The sequence below is a fragment of the Burkholderia crassaminum genome, from assembly GCF_964265005.1.
Lineage (GTDB): Bacteria > Pseudomonadota > Gammaproteobacteria > Burkholderiales > Burkholderiaceae > Burkholderia.
This window is the reverse complement of sequence record NZ_OZ183799.1, coordinates 299,529-319,938: the sequence shown is the minus strand read 5'-3', so window position 1 is coordinate 319,938 and position 20,410 is coordinate 299,529. Positions and strand designations below refer to the sequence as shown.

The following is a 20,410-nucleotide window of genomic DNA, read 5'->3' as shown; positions in this document are numbered from 1 at the left end:
AGTCCGATTAATTGCGGTCGAGATCGATATCGATACCGAGCGAGCGGATTTCCTTCACGAGCACGTTGAAGGATTCCGGCATGCCTGCATCGATGACGTGATCACCCTTGACCAGGTTTTCGTACACCTTGGTCCGGCCGTTCACGTCGTCCGACTTCACCGTCAGCATTTCCTGCAGCACGTACGACGCGCCGTACGCTTCGAGCGCCCACACTTCCATTTCACCGAAACGCTGGCCACCGAACTGCGCCTTACCACCCAGCGGCTGCTGCGTGACGAGCGAGTACGGGCCGGTCGAACGCGCGTGCATCTTGTCGTCGACCAAGTGGTGCAGCTTCAGGTAGTGCATGTAGCCGAGCGTCACGCGACGTTCGAACATTTCACCCGTGCGGCCGTCGTACAGACGGACCTGGTTCTTCGACGGGTTCATGCCGAGCTGTTCAGCGATGTCGTCCGGGAACGCGAGGTTGAGCATCTTGCCCATTTCTTCCTCGGTCGCACCGTCGAACACCGGCGTTGCGAACGGCACGCCTTCGCGCAGGTTCTTCGCGAGTTCGAGGATCTCTTCGTCGGTGAAGCTTTCCAGATCTTCCTGGCGGCCCGAGTCGTTGTAGATCTTCGTCAGGAACACGCGCATTTCCTCGATCTTCGCCTGACGCTGCAGCATTTCGCCGATACGCCAGCCGAGGCCCTTCGCGGCCCAGCCGAGGTGCACTTCCAGAACCTGACCCACGTTCATCCGCGACGGAACGCCCAGCGGGTTCAGCACGACGTCAGCCGGACGGCCATCGGCCATGTACGGCATGTCTTCGATCGGGACGATCTTCGACACGACACCCTTGTTACCGTGACGGCCTGCCATCTTGTCGCCAGGCTGCAGACGACGCTTCACCGCAAGGTACACCTTGACCATCTTCAGCACGCCCGGCGGCAGTTCGTCGCCTTGCGTGAGCTTCTTGCGCTTCTCTTCGAACGCGAGGTCGAACTGGTGACGCTTTTCTTCGATCGAGTTCTTGATCGCTTCGAGCTGCGCCGCTGCTTCGTCGTCCGCCAGGCGGATGTCGAACCAGTGGTAGTGGTCGAGGTCTTCCAGGTAAGCCTGGTCGATCTTCGTGCCCTTCGCGAGCTTCTTCGGACCGCCGTTCGCGACCTTGCCCACGAGCATGCGTGCGAGACGCTGGAACGCGTCGCCTTCCACGATGCGCAGCTGGTCGTTCAGGTCGAGACGATAGCGCTTCAGTTCGTCGTCGATGATCTGTTGCGCACGCTTGTCGCGCTGGATGCCTTCACGCGTGAATACCTGGACGTCGATCACGGTGCCGCTCATGCCCGACGGCACGCGCAGCGACGTGTCCTTCACGTCCGAAGCCTTCTCGCCGAAGATCGCGCGCAGCAGCTTCTCTTCCGGCGTCAGCTGGGTTTCACCCTTCGGCGTGACCTTGCCGACCATCACGTCGCCCGCTTCGACTTCGGCACCGATGTACACGATGCCCGATTCGTCGAGACGGCCGAGCTGGACTTCCGCCAGGTTCGAGATGTCGCGCGTGATTTCTTCCGGCCCGAGCTTCGTGTCGCGTGCAACGACGTTCAGCTCTTCGATGTGGATCGACGTGTAGCGATCGTCCGCAACCACCTTCTCCGAGATCAGGATCGAATCTTCGAAGTTGTAGCCGTTCCACGGCATGAACGCGATCAGCATGTTCTGGCCGAGCGCGAGCTCACCCAGGTCCGTCGAGGCGCCGTCGGCCAGCACGTCGCCGCGCGAGACCTTGTCGCCCATCTTCACGATCGGACGCTGGTTGATGTTCGTGTTCTGGTTCGAACGCGTGTACTTGATCAGGTTGTAGATGTCGACACCGACTTCACCTGCGACCGCTTCGTCGTCGTTCACGCGAATCACGATACGGCCTGCGTCGACATAGTCGACGACGCCGCCGCGGAACGCCTGAACCGTCGTACCCGAGTCGACCGCGCAGGTGCGCTCGATGCCCGTACCGACGACCGGCTTTTCCGGACGCAGACACGGCACGGCCTGACGCTGCATGTTCGAACCCATCAATGCACGGTTCGCATCGTCGTGCTCGAGGAACGGGATCAGCGAGGCTGCAACCGACACGATCTGCGACGGCGCGACGTCCATGTACTGGATACGATCCGGCGTGACCATCATCGTTTCGCCGGCTTCACGCGACGACACGAGTTCGTCGATCAGCGTGCCGTTCTCGTCGATCGCGGCGTTCGCCTGCGCGATCATGTAACGGCCTTCCTCGATCGCCGACAGGTAATCGATCTGGTCGGTCACCTTGCTGTCCACGACCTTGCGGTACGGCGTCTCGAGGAAGCCGTACTCGTTCAGGTGCGCGTACAGTGCGAGCGAGTTGATCAGGCCGATGTTCGGACCTTCCGGCGTTTCGATCGGGCACACGCGGCCATAGTGGGTCGGGTGCACGTCGCGGACTTCAAAGCCTGCGCGCTCGCGCGTCAGACCGCCCGGGCCCAGTGCGGAAACACGGCGCTTGTGCGTGATTTCCGACAGCGGGTTGGTCTGGTCCATGAACTGCGACAGCTGCGACGAACCGAAGAACTCGCGGATCGCCGACGAAATCGGCTTCGAGTTGATCAGGTCGTGCGGCATCAGGTTTTCGCTTTCGGCCTGGCCGAGGCGTTCCTTGACCGCGCGCTCGACACGCACGAGACCTGCGCGGAACTGGTTTTCCGCCAATTCGCCGACGCAACGCACGCGACGGTTGCCGAGGTGGTCGATGTCGTCCACTTCGCCCTTGCCGTTGCGCAGCTCGACGAGGATCTTGATCGTCGCGAGGATGTCGTCGTCCTGCAGCGTCATCGGGCCGGTGATCTCGTCACGGCTGACGCGGCGGTTGAACTTCATGCGGCCGACCTTCGACAAGTCGTACGCTTCTTCGCTGTAGAACAGACGGTTGAACAGTGCCTCGACCGCTTCTTCGGTCGGCGGCTCGCCCGGACGCATCATGCGGTAGATCGCGATGCGCGCGGCGGTCCGGTCGGTCGTTTCGTCGACACGCAGCGTCGACGAGATGTACGGGCCCTGGTCCAGATCGTTCGTGTAGAGCGTCTGGATGTCCTTGATGCCCGCTTCGCGCAGCTTCTCGAGCACGCTTTCCGTGACTTCTTCGTTCGCGCTCGCGATCACTTCGCCGGTGTCGCCGTCGACGACGTTCTTCGCCAGCACGCGGCCGAGCAGATAGTCTTCCGGCACCGAGATGAACTTGGTCTTCGCGGCTTCGAGGTCGCGAATGTGCTTCGCGTTGATCCGCTTGTCCTTCTGGACAATGACCTTGCCGTCGCGATCCGTGATGTCGAAACGCGCGACTTCACCGCGCAGGCGCTCGGGCACGAACTCGAGTTGCGCGCCTTCGTCCATCAGCGTGAAGTTGTCGAACACGAAGAAGTTCGCGAGGATCTGTTCCGGCGTGAGGCCGATGGCCTTCAGCAGGATCGTAACCGGCATCTTGCGGCGGCGGTCGACGCGGAAGTACAGGATGTCCTTCGGATCGAATTCGAAGTCGAGCCACGAACCGCGGTACGGAATGATCCGCGCCGAGAACAGCAGCTTGCCCGAGCTGTGGGTCTTGCCCTTGTCGTGCTCGAAGAACACGCCCGGCGAACGGTGCAGCTGCGAGACGATGACACGCTCGGTGCCGTTGATGACGAACGAGCCCGTCGGCGTCATGAGCGGAATTTCGCCCATGTACACTTCCTGCTCCTTCACTTCCTTGACGACCGGCTTGTTCGGCGATTCCTTGTCGAGGATGACAAGGCGCACCTTCGCGCGCAGCGCGGAACAGTACGTCAGGCCTCGTTGCTGGCATTCCTTGATGTTGAATGCCGGCGAGGACAGCGCATAGCTCACGAACTCGAGGCGCGCGAAGCCGTTGTGCGAAACAATGGGAAATACCGATGTGAACGCAGCCTGCAAACCTTCAGGCTTGCGTTGCGTCGCGAGCACATCGGCTTGCAGAAACGTGCTGAATGATTCAAGCTGGGTAGCCAGCAAGAAAGGAACTTGGTGAACGATGGGGCGCTTCGCGAAACTCTTGCGAATGCGCTTCTTCTCGGTGAAGGAATATTGCATACGATCTCCGAATCACGGCGGGTGCTATCGAGGCGGAATACCTGGACGTTTCAAACCCGAGTGTTCACCGACTGAGACCCGATGGCCGTCCGACGGCTTGAACGAGCCGAGAAGCTTGGTGGTTGGCCGCTACCAACCGCTGGCTGACGGCAGCGGATGCCTGTGTTGCCCGCTACCCGACCAAACTTGCCTTCTGCAGTCGCTTCAGAAGACAAAGAGAAACGCCAATCGTGACCAACGACACCGATTAGGCGGTTTTCTTTGGCCTCTGGGGCCGATTATTCGGGCTCCCGAATGAGTGCCAGAATAACGTCCCCACAAAGCACAAAAAGGCTGGCGGTGAAAATACCGCCAGCCTTCGCACAGCGCGCCGAAACTTACTTGATTTCGGCCTTCGCGCCTGCGTCTTCCAGCTTCTTCTTCGCTTCTTCAGCAGCAGCCTTAGCGACGCCTTCCTTGACAGCCTTCGGTGCGCCGTCAACCAGGTCCTTCGCTTCCTTCAGGCCCAGGCCCGTCAGTTCACGAACGGCCTTGATGACCGAAACCTTGTTGGCGCCTGCTTCAGCCAGAACGACCGTGAATTCGGTCTGTTCTTCAGCAGCAGCAGCAGCGCCGCCGCCTGCCGGGCCAGCGACTGCCACTGCAGCTGCCGACACGCCAAACTTCTCTTCGAACGCCTTGACCAGTTCGTTCAGTTCCAGAACGGTCATCCCTTCGACTGCTGCCAGGATGTCTTCTTTTGCGATTGCCATTTGAAATACTCCTAAATTGAATTCGGATACAGCCAGCGATCAATGACGCTGATGCACGCTCGATTACGCAGCTTCCGCTTGCTTCTTCTCGGCCAGCGCGGCCAGAGCACGCGCGAAGCCCGAAACAGGCGATTGCATAACGAACAGCAGCTTCGAGAGCAGTTCTTCGCGGCTCGGGATGCTTGCCAGCGCTTGCACGCCAGCCTTGTCCATCACCTTGCCATCGAACGAACCAGCCTTGATGACCAACTTGTCATTGCTCTTGCTGAAGTCGTTGACGACCTTAGCAGCAGCAATTGCATCTTCCGAGATGCCGTAGATCAGCGGACCAGTCATCTGCTCTGCCAGCGGAGCAAACGGCGTACCTTCGACAGCGCGACGCGCCAGCGTGTTCTTCAACACGCGCAGGTAAACCTGTTGCTCACGCGCTTTCGCGCGCAGCTTGGTCAGATCGCCAACCGCAATTCCACGATACTCAGCCAGCACAACGGTCTGGGCCTTCGCGACTTGCGCGGAAACCTCAGCGACGACGGCTTGCTTGTCTTCTCTATTAAGCGGCACGGTTAGCCTCCAGAAACGATACGTTCGGCACGAAACCTCACGTACCTCGTTCAACAACGGCGTCCGACCTCGTTAGGAGTATTTCCACCTCATGCCACGAATCGCTTCATGACCTGCGGCTTCACCACTGCAAAACTTTTTCGGGTTCGCCATCTGCGTTGGCTTGAATTAAGGGATCACCTGACTGCTGCGCCCCACCAACGGTCTTTGATAACCGGTTGCCCGCCTTGCTGCACGAACAACCGCCCAAAGCCCATGTAGGCCGCTTCGCGAACGAAGCGACCCGAATACTTGCTTACTGTGCTGCCAGCGTAGCCTGGTCGACACGCACGCCAACGCCCATCGTGCTCGACAGTGCGATCTTGCGCAGGTAGACGCCCTTGCTCGTTGCCGGCTTGGCCTTCTGCAGCGCTTCGATCAGTGCCGACAGGTTCGAACGCAGTGCGGTCGGCTCGAACGATGCACGGCCGATGGTCGCGTGGATGATACCGGCCTTGTCGACACGGAATTGCACCTGACCAGCCTTCGCGTTCTTGACGGCGGTTGCGACGTCCGGCGTGACCGTGCCGACCTTCGGGTTCGGCATCAGGCCGCGCGGGCCGAGGATCTGGCCGAGCGTACCGACGATACGCATCGTGTCCGGCGAAGCGATCACGATGTCGAAGTCCATCTGGCCAGCCTTGATCTGCTCGGCCAGGTCTTCCATACCGACGATTTCCGCGCCCGCTGCACGTGCCTGTTCAGCCTTCTCGCCTTGCGCGAACACCGCAACGCGAACCGACTTGCCCGTACCTGCCGGCAGAACGACCGAACCACGAACGACCTGGTCCGACTTCTTCGCATCGATGCCGAGCTGGACTGCGACGTCGATGGACTCGTCGAACTTCGCGCTCGCGCATTCCTTCACGAGGCTCAGTGCGTCTTCGATCGCGTACAGCTTCTGACGATCAACCTTGGCGGCAAATGCCTGACGGCGCTTGGAGATCTTAGCCATTTACACGCCCTCCACAGTGATGCCCATCGAGCGTGCGCTACCAGCGATGGTGCGAACGGCTGCGTCCAGATCAGCTGCCGTAAGGTCCGGCATCTTGGTCTTTGCGATTTCTTCAGCTTGAGCGCGCGTGATCGAACCGACCTTGTCGGTGTGCGGCTTGCTCGAGCCCTTGTCCACCTTCGCCGCCTTCTTGATCAGGACGGTCGCCGGCGGCGTCTTCATCACGAACGTGAAGCTCTTGTCAGCGAATGCCGTGATGACCACCGGCACCGGCAGACCCGGCTCCATACCTTGAGTCTGCGCGTTGAACGCCTTGCAGAACTCCATGATGTTCAGGCCGCGCTGGCCCAGTGCCGGACCGACCGGCGGCGACGGGTTGGCTTTACCTGCAGGGATCTGCAGCTTGATAAAGCCGATAATCTTCTTTGCCATTTGTGAACCTCATTGGAACGCCGGAAGGGCGTTCGGTGAGTAATAACGCGCGTTCGCCGCTGGCTACTGACGCTCCTCAACGGCCATGACGCGGGCCGTAAGCGCGAAGGTGGGCAGCCGAGGCTGCCCACCGAATCGGGATCAAACTTTTTCGACCTGGCCGAACTCGAGTTCAACCGGAGTGGATCGGCCAAAGATGGTGACCGACACACGCACGCGCGATTTTTCGTAGTTGACTTCTTCGACGGTGCCGTTGAAGTCCGTGAACGGGCCTTCCTTGACACGCACCATCTCGCCGACTTCGAACAGGGTCTTCGGGCGCGGCTTTTCGACGCCTTCCTGCATCTGCGACATGATCTTCTCGACTTCCTTCGGGGAAATCGGGGTCGGGCGATTACGCGCACCGCCAACGAAACCGGTCACCTTCGCGGTGTTCTTCACGAGGTGCCACGTTTCGTCCGTCATTTCCATTTCCACCAGCACGTAGCCGGGGAAGAATCGACGCTCGGTTACTGCCTTGTGGCCGCCTTTGACTTCGACCACTTCTTCGGTCGGAACCAGGATCTGACCGAATTTGTCCTGCATGCCAGCACGTTCGATGCGCTCCTGAAGCGCACGTTGCACGCTCTTCTCCATACCGGAGTAGGCGTGCACGACGTACCATCGCTTTCCGCTCGGGGATGCCGGAGTATCGCTCATATCATTTCCAACCCAGAATCGCCGAGAAAATCACCCATTCGATCGATTTGTCACTCAACCAGAGGAAAATCGCCATTACGAGCACGAAACCGAACACGACGAGTGTGGTTTGCGTTGCTTCCTTGCGGGTGGGCCAAACGACCTTCCGGACTTCCTTGTACGAATCCTTGGCAAAGGCGATGAGGCTCTTGCCAGGGGCGGACATCAGCCCGACGGCCACGCCGGCGATGATACCTACCGCCAACGCGGCACCGCGGACATACCACTGCTGATTGGCCAGCCAGAAGAAGCCCACGAATCCGGCCAAGACCAACAATACGCCCAGGGCCAGCATCAGCTTATCGCCGGAGGTATTTACAGTTTCGACGGATGGATTCGCCATAACACCTTAAAACAAATGCCACGTAGGACACGTGGCTATTTTTTGGCAGGGGCAGAGGGAATCGAACCCCCAACCTTCGGTTTTGGAGACCGACGCTCTGCCAGTTGAGCTATACCCCTAAACCATGTTGGGGCTGGCTGCTACCAGCCCCAAAACTGTCGATCAACGAATAACTGGCTTACTCGATGATCTTGGCGACGACGCCGGCGCCGACCGTACGGCCGCCTTCGCGGATTGCGAAGCGCAGACCTTCTTCCATCGCGATCGGAGCGATCAGCTTCACCGTGATCGACACGTTGTCGCCCGGCATCACCATTTCCTTGTCCTTCGGCAGCTCGATCGAGCCCGTCACGTCCGTCGTACGGAAGTAGAACTGCGGACGGTAGTTGTTGAAGAACGGCGTGTGACGGCCGCCTTCGTCCTTGCTCAGCACGTACACTTCAGCCGTGAAGTGCGTGTGCGGCGTGATCGAACCCGGCTTCGCCAGAACCTGGCCACGCTCCACGTCTTCACGCTTCGTGCCGCGCAGCAGGATACCAACGTTGTCGCCTGCCTGACCTTGGTCCAGCAGCTTGCGGAACATTTCAACGCCCGTGCAGGTCGTCTTCACCGTCGGCTTGATACCGACGATTTCGATTTCTTCGCCGACCTTCACGATGCCGCGCTCGACACGACCCGTCACAACCGTACCACGGCCCGAGATCGAGAACACGTCTTCCACCGGCATCAGGAACGCGCCGTCAACTGCACGCTCCGGCGTCGGGATGTACGTGTCCAGCGCGTCGGCCAGGCTCATGATCGCCACTTCGCCCAGCTCGCCCGTGTCGCCTTCCAGCGCCAGCTTCGCCGAACCCTTCACGATCGGCGTGTCGTCGCCCGGGAAGTCGTACTTCGACAGGAGTTCGCGAACTTCCATCTCGACCAGCTCGAGCAGTTCAGCGTCGTCCACCATGTCGCACTTGTTCAGGAACACGATGATGTACGGAACGCCAACCTGACGCGCCAGCAGGATGTGCTCACGCGTTTGCGGCATCGGGCCGTCTGCTGCCGAGCAAACCAGGATCGCGCCGTCCATCTGCGCTGCGCCCGTGATCATGTTCTTCACATAGTCAGCGTGGCCCGGGCAGTCGACGTGTGCGTAGTGGCGGTTAGCCGTTTCGTACTCGACGTGTGCCGTGTTGATCGTGATGCCGCGCGCCTTTTCTTCCGGTGCCGCGTCGATCTGGTCGTATGCCTTCGCTTCGCCGCCGAACTTCTTCGTCAGAACCGTCGTGATCGCTGCCGTCAGCGTCGTCTTGCCGTGGTCAACGTGACCAATCGTACCAACGTTCACGTGCGGCTTGGTCCGCTCGAATTTACCCTTGGCCATTTTCGACTCCCAAAAGGAATTTCACAGGTTGCGCCGCGCGCAAACAAGACACTGACTTTGTACTGCTGGTGCCCATGGGCAGGATCGAACTGCCGACCTCTCCCTTACCAAGGGAGTGCTCTACCACTGAGCCACATGGGCGCTTTACGCTTCAACTTCGCGGTCTGGAGCGGGTGAAGGGAATCGAACCCTCGTCGTAAGCTTGGAAGGCTTCTGCTCTACCATTGAGCTACACCCGCACGGGCCACAAACGATTCCTTACCGCTCACTGCGCTGATATCTTGGTGGAGGAGGTTGGATTCGAACCAACGTAGGCGTAAGCCAACAGATTTACAGTCTGCCCCCTTTAGCCACTCGGGCACCCCTCCGTAGAGAACTGACGATTATGGGGGTGCATCGCACCTCTGTCAAGCACATCCGGAAGATTATTTTCACTCTCTTCCCGACACCTACCTAACCACCGATCTCCCGCCCTTGCCCGGCTAAGGCAAGCATGGGTGCTACCGATCAGTGCCACATCTTCGTCAGACTCCGCCCTCAACGTCGATCTGCATCTACGCTGAAAACGAAAGACCGCCATCATACGACCTCTTGAGCACTCTGCCAAGCGGGTAGACGCAAATTTTCGCAAATTTCGTGCCGGGCGACTTCAATGATCTGTTTCAGATATCTCGCGGGACTTCACTGCCGATTTCACGGGTCACCTGGCCAGACTCGCCGCGCTATACGCGACAAGGCTTTCGAGCGGTTCGCAGCAGTCGCACCAGGAGTTCGCGCCGAGGCATCCAACGAGAAATCTTGGTCGCGGCGCTAGCCTTGGCCAACTTCAGCGACAGGCGGGATACGATCCCGTGTCTCCTGCTCGCCCCTCGCGACTCGGATCCTCATGCGTCTGTCCGCCCTTTTTATGGTCTTCATGGTTTTGACCGGATATGCCACCGGCCCGGCAAGCGCCTGGTGTCGCTTGAGCATGATCGCCCAGTTCTGTCAGCAGGCCCTGACTTACCGGCGCACACCAAAGACGACCGCCAGCAACTGCGGCGCTCGCCGCATATGGCAGGTTCAAGCCCGCGCTCACTGCCGAGTGCCTCGATTCGATTGACGCGCCCTCGTGGACTGAGGATGCGATCGCCCATGCGTGGTTGAGCAACAGTGCGTCGACGGACCTCAACGCCTCCGGCGCCTGTGATGGCGCGTCGCCAAATGAATTGGGCAGCCCAGCCTGGATCGACGCATAGCAGCCGTTACTTGGCGACGGCATAAGGCCGCGCCAACGGCTGCCGCCCAGGCTTGTTGCAGCAATCTCGACGAACATTCTGCCGTGCGCTGCCCAATGCGTTTTGGCGTCGCGCAAACCGGCCAACGCCAGCATCTGGTCAACCTATCGCGGCGAATCCGCGACACATCCCGCATGCCCGTACGATGCCCGCCCCGTGCAGCTAAACGCCAATACCTGCGTGCGACTCGACACCGGCGCGCTCTCCGCGCCGCATTCATCCGAAAACACGGGAAAGCTGGCGTGCGACATCCGGTCGTCAACGACCACCGCTCGCTGCCCAGCTCTGCCCTCGCTGACTCGAGATCAAGGTCGGAACACGACGCCTCGGTTTTCGCCGGGCGATGACTCCGCACTCAGCGATCCGGGTACCGCATGCGCAGGGCGATCGACCAGCGTCGACGCGGGCGGCACGCCCTTCGCGCAAATGGGCGATGGGCGATGGGCGATGGGCGAGACTGCCTTGGTGGCGCCGCCTATTCACTCGTCAAAGAAATCTACATGTTGAGAGACATGCAGCCCGCGCTCACCAAAAAAGGAACAGCGCGGATTTCCGACGCCATCCGATTGAGGAACTCGCGTACGTTCGGTTCGCGCTACGCGTCGAGGGTTTCCGTGCGTCGGGCCGCACGCGGCCGTTTCTTCGCGCGAGTCAGCTTGAGAGAGGATGCGACAAGTTGAGACACAAAAGACTCATAATGACTACACGATGTCGTTTTGGGTGCAATCCGACTTCGCGCTCTCGAGTGGCAACAGTCGCTCCGCGCTTACGCGCCAAAACACGCCAAAACACGCCAAACGCCAGGAATACACGACTCGTTACCCGGATCACGCCGACCGCTCACGGGCGTGCCGGGGACCGCCAGCCCCGCCCTTTGGGTACGAAATCGCAAAGTTGATTTTTGGCTGAGGATGAACTCAATACATCGATAAACGGCGCACGATAACCGGTAATCGAGCAGTTGGCGATGCCGCTCCAGGCCGCAACCAGCAACACTCAAATCTGCGGCAAGAGGCAGTCAGGTATGTGCTGAGGTCGCCGCTCGAGCTGATCAGCATTGTCGTGGACAGCGGGTGGCTGGATGTTTGAATGGTGGTCCCGGCCAGCGCCGGATAGCGGTGCGAGGCCAGGCCGATCGAGTCGACCACCTCCTGCGGCGAGAGGCAGTCGGGTACGCGCTGAGGTCGCCGCTCGACCTGATCACCATTGTCGTGAACAGCGGGTGGCTGGATGTTTGAATGGTGGTCTCGGCCCGCGCCGGCTAGCGGTGCGAGGCCAGGCCGATCGGCCCGCCCACCTTTTGCGCCATCCAGTGGATGGCAATCCTGGAGAATCGGCACCTCGGCCCCAGCTCGAGCTGCAGCCTAGCCGCCCGTCCCACTCCCCCGCGCATTTCCGCCGCCGAAATGCAAAAACCCCCGCCTTTCGGGCGGGGGTTTCTGGCTTAGGGAGCCTGACGATTACCTACTTTCACACGGGAATCCGCACTATCATCGGCGTAGAGTCGTTTCACGGTCCTGTTCGGGATGGGAAGGGGTGGGACCGACTCGCTATGGTCATCAGGCAAAGAGGGTTGTTGCGCTGCTTCGCAGCACAACCAATCTTGGAAGAAGCAGTAATTTAGGTTGTGTGTATCACACACGAGAATCCAACTTGTCGCTCTGGATCTTGCGGCCGGTGCTGTCGCACGGCGCCGATCTACAAGGCAGACTTGTTATAGGATCAAGCCTTACGGGCAATTAGTATCAGTTAGCTGAACGCATTACTGCGCTTACACACCTGACCTATCAACGTCCTGGTCTCGAACGACCCTTCAAGGGGATCTAGTCCCCAGGGATATCTCATCTTAAGGCGAGTTTCCCGCTTAGATGCTTTCAGCGGTTATCTCTTCCGAACATAGCTACCCGGCGATGCCACTGGCGTGACAACCGGTACACCAGAGGTTCGTCCACTCCGGTCCTCTCGTACTAGGAGCAGCCCCCTTCAAATATCCAACGCCCACGGCAGATAGGGACCAAACTGTCTCACGACGTTTTAAACCCAGCTCACGTACCTCTTTAAATGGCGAACAGCCATACCCTTGGGACCGGCTACAGCCCCAGGATGAGATGAGCCGACATCGAGGTGCCAAACACCGCCGTCGATATGAACTCTTGGGCGGTATCAGCCTGTTATCCCCAGAGTACCTTTTATCCGTTGAGCGATGGCCCTTCCATACAGAACCACCGGATCACTATGACCTGCTTTCGCACCTGCTCGACTTGTCGGTCTCGCAGTTAAGCACGCTTATGCCATTGCACTATCAGCACGATTTCCGACCGTACCTAGCGTACCTTCGTACTCCTCCGTTACGCTTTGGGAGGAGACCGCCCCAGTCAAACTGCCTACCATGCACTGTCCCCGACCCGGATCACGGGCCAAGGTTAGAACCTCAAACAAACCAGGGTGGTATTTCAAGGACGGCTCCACCGAAACTAGCGTTCCGGTTTCATAGCCTCCCACCTATCCTACACAGATCGGTTCAAAGTCCAATGCAAAGCTACAGTAAAGGTTCATGGGGTCTTTCCGTCTAGCCGCGGGTAGATTGCATCATCACAAACACTTCAACTTCGCTGAGTCTCGGGAGGAGACAGTGTGGCCATCGTTACGCCATTCGTGCAGGTCGGAACTTACCCGACAAGGAATTTCGCTACCTTAGGACCGTTATAGTTACGGCCGCCGTTTACCGGGACTTCAATCAAGAGCTTGCACCCCATCATTTAATCTTCCGGCACCGGGCAGGCGTCACACCCTATACGTCCACTTTCGTGTTTGCAGAGTGCTGTGTTTTTATTAAACAGTCGCAGCCACCAGTTTATTGCAACCCCTTCACCCTTTGCCCGCAGGGGCATCAAGCTACAAGGGCGTACCTTATCCCGAAGTTACGGTACCAATTTGCCGAGTTCCTTCTCCCGAGTTCTCTCAAGCGCCTTAGAATACTCATCTCGCCCACCTGTGTCGGTTTGCGGTACGGTCATCGTTAGACTGAAGCTTAGAGGCTTTTCTTGGAACCACTTCCAATTGCTTCGCTCCCTAAGGAGCTCGCGCCACACCCTTGAATTACGCACCCGGATTTGCCTAAGTGCCTTCTCCAATGCAGCGACCGGGACTTCCAACACCCGGACAACCTTCCGCGATCCGTCCCCCCATCGCATCTAACAATGGTGCAGGAATATTGACCTGCTTCCCATCAGCTACGCATTTCTGCCTCGCCTTAGGGGCCGACTCACCCTACGCCGATGAACGTTGCGTAGGAAACCTTGGGCTTACGGCGAGGGGGCCTTTCACCCCCTTTATCGCTACTCATGTCAGCATTCGCACTTCTGATACCTCCAGCATCCCTTCCGAGACACCTTCGCAGGCTTACAGAACGCTCTCCTACCATGCGTGCAAAGCACGCATCCGCAGCTTCGGTATATAGCTTAGCCCCGTTACATCTTCCGCGCAGGACGACTCGATCAGTGAGCTATTACGCTTTCTTTAAAGGGTGGCTGCTTCTAAGCCAACCTCCTGACTGTTTTAGCCTTCCCACTTCGTTTCCCACTTAGCTATATTTGGGGACCTTAGCTGGCGGTCTGGGTTGTTTCCCTCTTGACACCGGACGTTAGCACCCGATGTCTGTCTCCCGTGATTGCACTCTTCGGTATTCGGAGTTTGCTATGGCGGGGTAATCTGCAATAGACCCCCCAACCATGACAGTGCTCTACCCCCGAAGGTGAGACACGAGGCACTACCTAAATAGTTTTCGGAGAGAACCAGCTATTTCCAAGTTTGTTTAGCCTTTCACCCCTATCCACAGCTCATCCCCTAACTTTTCAACGTTAGTGGGTTCGGACCTCCAGTACGTGTTACCGCACCTTCATCCTGGCCATGGATAGATCACTTGGTTTCGGGTCTACGCCCAGCAACTGAACGCCCTATTCGGACTCGCTTTCGCTACGCCTGCCCTATACGGTTAAGCTTGCTACTGAACGTAAGTCGCTGACCCATTATACAAAAGGTACGCCGTCACCCCTTACGAGGCTCCGACTGTTTGTATGCATGCGGTTTCAGGATCTATTTCACTCCCCTCCCGGGGTTCTTTTCGCCTTTCCCTCACGGTACTGGTTCACTATCGGTCGATCACGAGTATTTAGCCTTGGAGGATGGTCCCCCCATCTTCAGACAGGATTTCACGTGTCCCGCCCTACTTGTCGTACACTTAGTTCTTTCATACTGTTTTCGCCTACGGGGCTATCACCCGCTATGGCCGCACTTTCCAGAGCGTTCGGCTAACAATACAAATAAAGAGTACAAGGCTCATCCCATTTCGCTCGCCACTACTTTGGGAATCTCGGTTGATTTCTTTTCCTGCGGTTACTTAGATGTTTCAGTTCACCGCGTTCGCTTCGCATGGCCTATGTATTCAGCCATGGATACTCCAAAAGGAGTGGGTTTCCCCATTCGGACATCTACGGATCAAAGCTTGTTTGCCAGCTCCCCGTAGCTTTTCGCAGGCTACCGCGTCCTTCATCGCCTGTGATCGCCAAGGCATCCACCACATGCACTTGTTCGCTTGACCCTATAACGAGTCTGTCTCATGTCGGTCATCGTTAGCGCTTTAGCGCTTACGAGGACCCCATCCCCGAGGGGACGACAGTCGCTACAGGTTGAGTTCTCGCGTTGTGCCGTATTCCAATTGAGTCAAACATAGAGTTCGAATCATCTTGAGATACATCGATACAATCACAACCCGGATAGTTTTCACGTCCATCTCAAGACGCTTCCGCTATCCAAATTACTTACTTCTTCCAGATTGTTAAAGAACGACAGCCGATATGGTGTTACTCATATCACTCTGACTGGCTCAATCGCCAATGCAAAATTCTCGGTTCATCGTATGAACCAAGCCCTTAGCGTTGGTGATTGGTGGAGGCAGACGGGATCGAACCGACGACCCCCTGCTTGCAAAGCAGGTGCTCTCCCAGCTGAGCTATGCCCCCATGTACAGAATATCCTCAGGTGTTAGCCGGTCGGCTTGAGGTACTCGTAAGCGCTAAAGCGCTAACGATCACCGACACGTCAGACAATGGTGGGTCTGGTTGGATTCGAACCAACGACCCCCGCCTTATCAAGACGGTGCTCTAACCGACTGAGCTACAGACCCCTGAGTCTGTCTTTAATTTACAGCCGATAAGCGTGAGCGCTCAATTTTGCGAGAAGCTCTGGAAAGGAGGTGATCCAGCCGCACCTTCCGATACGGCTACCTTGTTACGACTTCACCCCAGTCATGAATCCTACCGTGGTGACCGTCCTCCTTGCGGTTAGACTAGCCACTTCTGGTAAAACCCACTCCCATGGTGTGACGGGCGGTGTGTACAAGACCCGGGAACGTATTCACCGCGGCATGCTGATCCGCGATTACTAGCGATTCCAGCTTCATGCACTCGAGTTGCAGAGTGCAATCCGGACTACGATCGGTTTTCTGGGATTAGCTCCCCCTCGCGGGTTGGCAACCCTCTGTTCCGACCATTGTATGACGTGTGAAGCCCTACCCATAAGGGCCATGAGGACTTGACGTCATCCCCACCTTCCTCCGGTTTGTCACCGGCAGTCTCCTTAGAGTGCTCTTGCGTAGCAACTAAGGACAAGGGTTGCGCTCGTTGCGGGACTTAACCCAACATCTCACGACACGAGCTGACGACAGCCATGCAGCACCTGTGCGCCGGTTCTCTTTCGAGCACTCCCACCTCTCAGCAGGATTCCGACCATGTCAAGGGTAGGTAAGGTTTTTCGCGTTGCATCGAATTAATCCACATCATCCACCGCTTGTGCGGGTCCCCGTCAATTCCTTTGAGTTTTAATCTTGCGACCGTACTCCCCAGGCGGTCAACTTCACGCGTTAGCTACGTTACTAAGGAAATGAATCCCCAACAACTAGTTGACATCGTTTAGGGCGTGGACTACCAGGGTATCTAATCCTGTTTGCTCCCCACGCTTTCGTGCATGAGCGTCAGTATTGGCCCAGGGGGCTGCCTTCGCCATCGGTATTCCTCCACATCTCTACGCATTTCACTGCTACACGTGGAATTCTACCCCCCTCTGCCATACTCTAGCCTGCCAGTCACCAATGCAGTTCCCAGGTTGAGCCCGGGGATTTCACATCGGTCTTAGCAAACCGCCTGCGCACGCTTTACGCCCAGTAATTCCGATTAACGCTCGCACCCTACGTATTACCGCGGCTGCTGGCACGTAGTTAGCCGGTGCTTATTCTTCCGGTACCGTCATCCCCCGGCTGTATTAGAGCCAAGGATTTCTTTCCGGACAAAAGTGCTTTACAACCCGAAGGCCTTCTTCACACACGCGGCATTGCTGGATCAGGCTTTCGCCCATTGTCCAAAATTCCCCACTGCTGCCTCCCGTAGGAGTCTGGGCCGTGTCTCAGTCCCAGTGTGGCTGGTCGTCCTCTCAGACCAGCTACTGATCGTCGCCTTGGTAGGCCTTTACCCCACCAACTAGCTAATCAGCCATCGGCCAACCCTATAGCGCGAGGCCCGAAGGTCCCCCGCTTTCATCCGTAGATCGTATGCGGTATTAATCCGGCTTTCGCCGGGCTATCCCCCACTACAGGACATGTTCCGATGTATTACTCACCCGTTCGCCACTCGCCACCAGGTGCAAGCACCCGTGCTGCCGTTCGACTTGCATGTGTAAGGCATGCCGCCAGCGTTCAATCTGAGCCAGGATCAAACTCTTCAGTTTAAACCTGTTACTGTTTTCGGTTCAGTTAAGAACCGGTCGCTCACTCAAAGCTGACAGGAATATGAATCACTTCATAAACCTGACTTACTTTAGTGTGAGACTCTTGATACTTTCGCTATCTGATCCGAAGATCAGCTCGCTGCCATCAAGCGCCCACACTTATCGGCTGTTAATTTTTAAAGAACATTTCTGCGAGAAACTTCGTGTTTCTCAGCAGCACTGCGTTTTCAGCAGCAGAGAAGCGAGATTATGAACCGTGTTTCGCAGCTCGTCAACAACTTTTTAAACTACATCGTTGCGACTGCGGGGTTCAACTTCCAGGCCAGTTGCGCGCCCCAGACTGCAGCACACCGCCAACCCTGCTTCCCTCTTCCGCGCCGCGTTTCCGTTAGCGCGAAAGAGGCGTGATTCTAAGCACCCGCCCCCATCTACGCAAGCCCCTTTGTGAAAATATTTTGAAAAAGCCCCCGTGCGCTCACGCGCACGGGGGCTTCGGGCTCGACGGGCCAGGCGACGCCGCTGACTTCCAGGTCGCCGGCCACACTTTCCTCTATATATAGAGGCCATGGAGGCGCATCACTTGCCGCCCACTGCAGCCTGCAGTTGCTCGATCGACACCGCGTCGGCCATCGCCGTGTACCCCGCGTCGCTCGGATGAATGCCGTCGCCGCTGTCGTAGCGACGCTGCAGCACACTCGGGCGTGCCGGATCGCGCAGCACCGCATCGAAGTCGACCACACCGTCGAACCCGCTACCACTCCGGATCCACCGGTTCACCTCGAGCCGGATCGCCTCACGCCCCGCCGGCAGCCCGGCCGGTGTGAGCGTCGCGCCGAAGACCTTCACACCCTGAAGGTGCGCCGCGGCAATCAGCCGGCGGTAGCCGTCGATCAGCAACGCGGCAGTGACCTGTGTATGCGGGCTGTCGCAATCGAGCCCCGCGCGCGGCGGCATCGCCGCAAAGTTGATGTCGTTGATCCCGATCAGCACGATCGCCGCCTTTACGCCCGAGCGCGACAGCGCATCGCGCTCGAACCGCGACGCCAGCGACGTGCCATAGCACGCCGAATCGCTGAGCAGCCGGTTCCCGCTGATACCAAGATTCGCGACGCCAATCGATTCCACGCCGGAGGTGGTCAGCCGACGCGCCAGTGCGTCCGGCCAGCGGCGGTTCCGGTTCATGCTCGAGCGCAGCCCGTCGGTAATCGAATCGCCTATCGCGGCTACGCTGGCGCGCGTGGAACCAGTCTCGACCGCGAGCTCGGTCACCCATGCAAACTGGGTAAAGCGGGTGCGGAACGCTGCAGCACCCGGATCACTCACGTGGTCGCCCGGGACAGACACATAGTTGAACTGGTTCGACACGCGGTGCCAGACCGTCATTCGCTGGTTCGGCCCCATCTGGAGGCTGATCGCATACGGCCGCCCGGCCGCGACCTCGATCGCTACCGGATCGCTTTCGAGTTCCTGGCCCGGCGCAAGCGTCACCGACGCCTTGCCGCCGAACCGGATCGGCACCGCCGCGCCGCCGGAGAGCGCCGCGCCTTCGCCAGCGCGCGCGAGGCTCGCCGCCTCGACGACCAGCGGGGAACGTCCGTATGCGTTGCTGACACGGATCCGTGCGGCACGCCCCGACACCGTCGGATAGACGATCTGGCGCACCGCCCGCCCGGCGACGTCGGGCGCGCGATAGAGCGGCGGCGGTGCGGCAAGATCGGGGATCGGCTGCAACGCGGTCGCCCACGCGGCAACCCATCCGGCAGGCGCGGCCGAAGCCGACGCCACGAGCGGCGATACAAAAACGGCCGCACCCAGCACGGCCGCGGCGATACTGCTTCGGAATGACATCGGCAAAATCCTCGTCGGAAAGCGGGCATTGTGCCGCAGAAGACGTGGGCCCCGCGTGCCGGACGACCATCACGCCGCACGATCGCGCCCCGACCTCCCTCGTTTACCCGAGTCTCGCCGCAAATCTGCAAGAAATTTATTAACCGACCGGTCGGTTGGTTTATACTTCGCACACATTCAACCGGACGAGAGCCCCGCCATGTACACGCAATCCCTCGACATCCCCGGCAACGTCGCGCCGCTCGACGCCGCCGCCGAGTCGCCCGAGCAGGCGCGGTTCGATGCGGTCATGGCCGCCGACGGCAAGATCGAGCCGCAGGACTGGATGCCCGACGCCTATCGCAAGACGCTGGTTCGCCAGATCTCGCAGCACGCGCACTCGGAAGTCGTCGGCATGCTGCCCGAAGGCAACTGGATCTCGCGCGCGCCGAGCCTGAAGCGCAAGGCGATCCTGCTCGCAAAGGTCCAGGACGAAGCCGGCCACGGCCTCTATCTATATAGCGCGGCCGAAACGCTCGGCGTATCGCGCGAATCGCTGATCGACGCGCTGCACGCCGGCAAGGCGAAATACTCGAGCATCTTCAACTACCCGACGCCGACCTGGGCCGACGTCGGCGTGATCGGCTGGCTCGTCGACGGCGCCGCGATCATGAACCAGATCCCGCTGTGCCGCTGCACCTACGGCCCGTACGCGCGCGCAATGATCCGTGTGTGCAAGGAAGAGTCGTTCCACCAGCGCCAGGGTTTCGACGCACTGCTGTCGATGATGAAGGGCACCGACGCGCAGCGCGCGATGGTCCAGCAGGCCGTGGACCGCTGGTGGTGGCCGGTACTGATGATGTTCGGCCCGAGCGACGCCGATTCGGTCCACAGCAGCCAGTCCGCGAAATGGGGCATCAAGCGGATCTCGAACGACGACCTGCGCCAGAAATTCGTCGACGCGACGGTCGACCAGGCGAAGGTGCTCGGCGTGACGCTGCCCGACCCCGACCTGAAGTGGAACGAGGCGCGCGGCCATCACGACTACGGCACGATCGACTGGGACGAATTCTGGCGCGTGGTGAACGGCGACGGCCCGTGCAACAAGGAACGCCTCGCGACCCGCGTGAAAGCGCACGACGACGGCGCCTGGGTGCGTGAAGCCGCGCTCGCGCACGAAGCGAAGCGCCAAGCCCGCACCGAACAGCACGCCGCCTGAGCGG

The 20,410-nt window shown here is 59.1% G+C and carries 10 protein-coding genes, 6 tRNA genes and 3 rRNA genes; 1 reads left to right on the top strand and 18 read right to left on the bottom strand.

Translation table 11 applies throughout. The features are described 5' to 3' along the window. Positions 1–7: 7 nt before the first annotated feature. The 18 genes from rpoB to ACPTTF_RS01310 form a co-directional block, all read right to left on the bottom strand. Positions 8–4,114, bottom strand: a complete 4,107-nt coding sequence (gene rpoB, locus ACPTTF_RS01395) for a DNA-directed RNA polymerase subunit beta (protein ID WP_423370068.1) — start codon at positions 4,112–4,114, stop codon at positions 8–10. A gap of 377 nt (positions 4,115–4,491) precedes the next feature. Beyond that, positions 4,492–4,866: a 50S ribosomal protein L7/L12 gene (gene rplL, locus ACPTTF_RS01390; RefSeq protein WP_047899578.1), complete on the bottom strand. Its 375-nt coding sequence runs from the start codon at positions 4,864–4,866 to the stop codon at positions 4,492–4,494. 63 nt (positions 4,867–4,929) lie between these two features. Continuing rightward, the gene (rplJ, locus tag ACPTTF_RS01385; protein ID WP_021161756.1) at positions 4,930–5,427 is read right to left on the bottom strand and encodes a 50S ribosomal protein L10; all 498 of its coding nucleotides are present in this window, start codon (positions 5,425–5,427) and stop codon (positions 4,930–4,932) included. A 295-nt stretch (positions 5,428–5,722) separates the two neighbouring features. Then, the gene (gene rplA, locus ACPTTF_RS01380) at positions 5,723–6,421 is read right to left on the bottom strand and encodes a 50S ribosomal protein L1 (protein WP_006482906.1); all 699 of its coding nucleotides are present in this window, start codon (positions 6,419–6,421) and stop codon (positions 5,723–5,725) included. Beyond that, positions 6,422–6,853, bottom strand: a complete 432-nt coding sequence (rplK, locus tag ACPTTF_RS01375; RefSeq protein ID WP_006477201.1) for a 50S ribosomal protein L11 — start codon at positions 6,851–6,853, stop codon at positions 6,422–6,424. A gap of 141 nt (positions 6,854–6,994) precedes the next feature. Further along, positions 6,995–7,552, bottom strand: coding sequence for a transcription termination/antitermination protein NusG (gene nusG / locus ACPTTF_RS01370; RefSeq protein WP_006400672.1), 558 nt, complete (start codon positions 7,550–7,552; stop codon positions 6,995–6,997). Position 7,553: 1 nt separating this feature from the next. Continuing rightward, the gene (gene secE, locus ACPTTF_RS01365; protein ID WP_006482892.1) at positions 7,554–7,934 is read right to left on the bottom strand and encodes a preprotein translocase subunit SecE; all 381 of its coding nucleotides are present in this window, start codon (positions 7,932–7,934) and stop codon (positions 7,554–7,556) included. A 43-nt stretch (positions 7,935–7,977) separates the two neighbouring features. Then, positions 7,978–8,053, bottom strand: a tRNA-Trp gene (locus ACPTTF_RS01360). Positions 8,054–8,112: 59 nt separating this feature from the next. After that, on the bottom strand, positions 8,113–9,303 hold the full coding sequence (gene tuf / locus ACPTTF_RS01355) for an elongation factor Tu (RefSeq protein ID WP_011350666.1): 1,191 nt from the start codon (positions 9,301–9,303) through the stop codon (positions 8,113–8,115). A 66-nt stretch (positions 9,304–9,369) separates the two neighbouring features. Then, a tRNA-Thr gene (locus tag ACPTTF_RS01350) sits at positions 9,370–9,444 on the bottom strand. A gap of 24 nt (positions 9,445–9,468) precedes the next feature. Beyond that, positions 9,469–9,542: transfer RNA gene (locus tag ACPTTF_RS01345), tRNA-Gly, on the bottom strand. Positions 9,543–9,585: 43 nt separating this feature from the next. Beyond that, positions 9,586–9,671: transfer RNA gene (locus ACPTTF_RS01340), tRNA-Tyr, on the bottom strand. 2,360 nt (positions 9,672–12,031) lie between these two features. After that, positions 12,032–12,144, bottom strand: a 5S ribosomal RNA gene (gene rrf, locus ACPTTF_RS01335). 154 nt (positions 12,145–12,298) lie between these two features. Continuing rightward, positions 12,299–15,180 (bottom strand): 23S ribosomal RNA (locus ACPTTF_RS01330). 345 nt (positions 15,181–15,525) lie between these two features. Then, positions 15,526–15,601, bottom strand: a tRNA-Ala gene (locus tag ACPTTF_RS01325). A gap of 87 nt (positions 15,602–15,688) precedes the next feature. Continuing rightward, positions 15,689–15,765: transfer RNA gene (locus ACPTTF_RS01320), tRNA-Ile, on the bottom strand. 62 nt (positions 15,766–15,827) lie between these two features. Next, a 16S ribosomal RNA gene (locus tag ACPTTF_RS01315) occupies positions 15,828–17,360 on the bottom strand. The 16S, 23S and 5S rRNA genes sit together here with 2 tRNA genes alongside, the layout of an rRNA operon. A 576-nt stretch (positions 17,361–17,936) precedes the next feature. Then, entirely contained in the window at positions 17,937–19,208 is a 1,272-nt protein-coding gene (locus tag ACPTTF_RS01310; protein WP_423370067.1) for an SGNH/GDSL hydrolase family protein, read from the bottom strand. A gap of 199 nt (positions 19,209–19,407) precedes the next feature. On the opposite strand from ACPTTF_RS01310, the gene paaA reads away from it, so the two are divergent. Beyond that, complete coding sequence (paaA, locus tag ACPTTF_RS01305; RefSeq protein WP_423370066.1) at positions 19,408–20,406, top strand: 1,2-phenylacetyl-CoA epoxidase subunit PaaA; 999 nt, start codon at positions 19,408–19,410, stop codon at positions 20,404–20,406. The last annotated feature ends 4 nt before the right edge of the window (positions 20,407–20,410 follow it).

Bases quoted from the DNA above. Each gene is read 5' to 3' on its own strand.
- rpoB (WP_423370068.1), bottom strand. From the start codon at position 4,114: ATGCAATATTCCTTCACCGAGAAGAAGCGCATTCGCAAGAGTTTCGCG.
- rplL (WP_047899578.1), bottom strand. From the start codon at position 4,866: ATGGCAATCGCAAAAGAAGACATCCTGGCAGCAGTCGAAGGGATGACC.
- rplA (WP_006482906.1), bottom strand. From the start codon at position 6,421: ATGGCTAAGATCTCCAAGCGCCGTCAGGCATTTGCCGCCAAGGTTGAT.
- rplK (WP_006477201.1), bottom strand. From the start codon at position 6,853: ATGGCAAAGAAGATTATCGGCTTTATCAAGCTGCAGATCCCTGCAGGT.
- nusG (WP_006400672.1), bottom strand. From the start codon at position 7,552: ATGAGCGATACTCCGGCATCCCCGAGCGGAAAGCGATGGTACGTCGTG.
- secE (WP_006482892.1), bottom strand. From the start codon at position 7,934: ATGGCGAATCCATCCGTCGAAACTGTAAATACCTCCGGCGATAAGCTG.
- tuf (WP_011350666.1), bottom strand. From the start codon at position 9,303: ATGGCCAAGGGTAAATTCGAGCGGACCAAGCCGCACGTGAACGTTGGT.
- ACPTTF_RS01310 (WP_423370067.1), bottom strand. From the start codon at position 19,208: ATGTCATTCCGAAGCAGTATCGCCGCGGCCGTGCTGGGTGCGGCCGTT.
- paaA (WP_423370066.1), top strand. From the start codon at position 19,408: ATGTACACGCAATCCCTCGACATCCCCGGCAACGTCGCGCCGCTCGAC.